Annotated in this window: 3 protein-coding genes and 1 pseudogene; all 4 read right to left on the reverse strand. The window is 64.9% G+C overall.

Translation table 11 applies throughout. The features are described 5' to 3' along the window. A partial coding sequence (locus tag H7290_RS15915) for a hypothetical protein (protein ID WP_290515003.1) occupies positions 1-336 on the reverse strand: 336 nt, incomplete at its 3' end. Between the two features lie 72 nt (positions 337-408). Then, positions 409-690, reverse strand: coding sequence for an LPXTG cell wall anchor domain-containing protein (locus tag H7290_RS15920; RefSeq protein ID WP_290515004.1), 282 nt, complete (start codon positions 688-690; stop codon positions 409-411). Positions 691-885: 195 nt separating this feature from the next. Continuing rightward, positions 886-2715: a DUF4012 domain-containing protein gene (locus H7290_RS15925; RefSeq protein WP_290515005.1), complete on the reverse strand. Its 1830-nt coding sequence runs from the start codon at positions 2713-2715 to the stop codon at positions 886-888. 125 nt (positions 2716-2840) lie between these two features. Then, positions 2841-3234: pseudogene (locus H7290_RS15930) on the reverse strand (hypothetical protein); the annotation flags it as partial.

Raw genomic sequence — 3234 nt, forward strand, 5'->3', positions numbered from 1 at the left:
CACTTTGGAACTGATGTCCCACAGAAGCCCGTCGGTGCTCTTCCGGGCGCTAGCGGTCGATGTCTCCAGGGCTCCCAGGGTCGCCTGCGCACCCTCTTGATCGCCGGTCACGATCTGGCTCTGAAGCAGCGCGGACTGCGTGGCTGCGGTGCGGAGGTGGGAGCTCGCACTCGACGCCTGCAGGGCGAACACGATGCCGAGCAGGACCACGACGCCCACCCCGCTTGCGATCGCGGAGCGCTTGTCCTTGACCGTGAACATCGGGACGCCCCTGCGACGCCGCGCCTTCAGCCGTCTGATCCACGCGGCCGGCCTCTTGATCAATGTCGTGCTCATCGGTCACCTTGCGTGTTCGGCGACCGTGAAATGTTCGGCACGTGCGCCCCGAACCTGGTGTGTATCAGGGCCTCAGTGAATGGGGTTGCGCTTGCGCGATGCGTACGTGACTCCACCGCCGACGACCAACAGGACGCCGCCGATCAGGAGGAGGTAAATGCTCGAGCCGCCGGTGTGGGGCAGGACGCCGGTGGCGTCCGGGGCCGTGTCAGCCAGATCGGCCGGGGCGACCGAGGGGGTGGGTTTCGGTGTCGTGACCGGGTACGGAGCATCGGCTGCGTGTGCCACACCCGCGCCGAAGGTCAGGAAGACCCCCATGAGGACCGCTGCCACAGCAAGTCGAAAGTTGTTCATTCCGCACTCCCAAAGTCTTCCGCGTAGTACTACTGATGGCACGACACGGCCAACCGCTCCGGAATCGTCAAACAAGTTTCAGCAAGGACAACGAGCACCCACGAGGTTGGTTACGAGAATGTGGTCGTCCACGATCGAGGCTCCGGGGCACGACGAAGTGCTCAGGCCCTCTGACGAGGGCGGCTGACGTTGCCGTCAGCGCTTGCAGGCGTTGGCGATGGACAGGTTGTTCGGGGTCTTGCTCACCGTCGGCGTCACTGAGAGGACGGGATTGCGGGGCTGGTGCTGGCCCGTCAGGAGGATCGTCCTGATCGTGACTGTCTGCCCGGGCTTGAGCCGGACCGGAACGATCGTCACGTTGCGCTTCTTGTGCACCGCACTGAGCACGGTCTGCAGCTCGTCATCGACTGACACCTCGTTGACCAGACCGCCGTACGGCGCGTAGATGCGCACGTTGAGACGCATGGCGCCGTTCTCGGCACCGCTCGACGGGCCCAGAATTGTCTTGGGCAGGCCCTTCGCCCCCTTGGGGACCGTCGAGGTGAGGACCGTCGTGACGCTGAGCGTCTGCACCTTGTCCGTCGTGCAGGACTCGCTGTGCATCGTCGTCTTGTGCTTGAGGTAGTACTCGAGCTTGGTCGCCGTGGAATCGTTGAGGTAGACACCCACATGCGGGGTGGACCCCGAGTCTGAGGGCAGGCCACCGGCTATGCGCGTGCGCGCGAGGACTTTCTGCTCGGCCGGGTCGTGCGACCAGATCAGCATTCGATTTTCCTCTGTCGCCTTCGACATCTGCGTCAAGACCGACTGCGGCTCGCCCTTGCCAGAGGCGACCGCCTTGAAGACCCGCGCAGCCGCGTCAGCGAAGAACGCATCCTGCGCGGTGTTGTCGTCCGGGAATTTGAGGTAGACCCTGTTGAGCAGGACATCAACCGCGTTCTTGCTGGTGAGCGGGCCGCCTTTCGCGAGCTTGACCGGCCCGGTGGCCTTGAGGATGTACGACAGCGCGATCGGGTCGACCGAGATGACGCCGTCCACCGTCTTGTCGAACCTCTTCTTGTACATCGCCCGCATGATCTGTCCGGTTCGTGGGAAATCCGGGGTGAAGTTGGTGTCCGACCAGAAAGACGCCATCAGCGTCGTGTAGAGATTGTTCTCGTCCTTCGTGAGCTTGACAGCAGGTTTGTCGAAATAGCCGAAATCAGATCCGGCACCTTGGTCGGTCAGGCCGATCTTGCCGTTCTCGGCCTTGACCACAGCGAAGGCGCCCGGCAGCCCGCCGGTCGAGCGCACCTCGGCGTTGTTCTGCACGACCAAGAGGTAGGAGCGTGAATCGCTCCCTCCGAGCATGCCGGGCATGATCTGCGCTGCCGTCGCCCCGGAGGACGCGGCGCGCTGCGCCGTGGCGAGCTTTGCCTTCAGATCTTGCACGGGTGCTTTGAGGGGGCCCACCACGTCATCCGCGCTGACTGCGGCCAGCTCTTTCTTGCTGGCGCTGAGCGAGCGGTCTGCTGTGATGATGGCTGGAGCCAGGTCCGCTATGGCCTTGATGTTGATCCGGCCATCCCGGGGACTGAACGCTCGCGAGTCGATCGAGTCTGCTGCATCGACGATCGGCTGCAGACCAGCCAGCGAAAGGTCGTGCAGGACCCGGGAGATCGTCTGAACTGCTGCGACGCTGTCCCCCAACAGCGGCGCATGCCCACCCAGGTCCCACAAGGGACCGTCGGTGTGCGACTGGGCCGCCTTGGTCGACGCCTGGAGGCGGCGCAGGGTGCCCTGTGCTGAGTCCACGTCACCAACCGACACCTGCGCCTGCAGCTGCTTGGCCTCCGACGCGGCGACCTGAAGAGCATCTTTCGCCTTCACCGCCTGATAGCCGAACACCCCGAGCACGCACAGGATCAGGAGGCTTACGCTTCCCAGAGCCAACAGCACCGGACGACGAGAGGTGCTGATGCGGTCATAGATCCGGTCGGGGATGGGGTCATGTCGACCCGACCCGCGCCTACGTCGACTGGCCATGCACGTCATTCCTCGCGATGTCGGTAGGACTCGTCAGCGCGCAGTTGCGGAGGCGCAGACGAACGGTGTCCGGCCCCGTTGGACAACGGGACCGGACACCGGTGTGTGGCAAGTGGTGATCAGGCCTAGACCCTGCGACGGCGTGCGGGGATCGTCACGGCCGCACCTCCGACAACGAGAGCACCGCCGACCCAGAGGAGCTGAGCATTCGAGCCACCCGTGCCGGGCAACGCGCCGCTCTCGTTGGCGGCGTTGTCGCCAGCGTCGCCAGCGGGGAGGACAGTGATCGTCACCGTACGCGTTGCGGTCTGGGTCGCGGCGGGCGTCACCACGGTGGACGCTGAGTCAGCCGGAGCGGAGATTGGCTTGGTGTCGTCGTACTGGCAACGCACGACGAGCTCGTAGTCAGTCCGCTTGTCGACTTGCGGCGCCGTGAAGGTCGCGCTGGCGTCGTTGCCGCTGTCCTCTTCGACCGCGCCGTTGAAGCTGATGGCCCAGGCGCAGTCGGCGTTGGAAGGC

The sequence above is a fragment of the Aeromicrobium sp. genome, from assembly GCF_014378035.1.
Lineage (GTDB): Bacteria > Actinomycetota > Actinomycetes > Propionibacteriales > Nocardioidaceae > Aeromicrobium.

What these genes read in the sequence shown, in the direction of transcription:
- H7290_RS15920 (WP_290515004.1), bottom strand. Translation starts at nt 690, where the DNA reads ATGAACAACTTTCGACTTGCTGTGGCAGCGGTCCTCATGGGGGTCTTC.
- H7290_RS15925 (WP_290515005.1), bottom strand. Translation starts at nt 2,715, where the DNA reads ATGGCCAGTCGACGTAGGCGCGGGTCGGGTCGACATGACCCCATCCCC.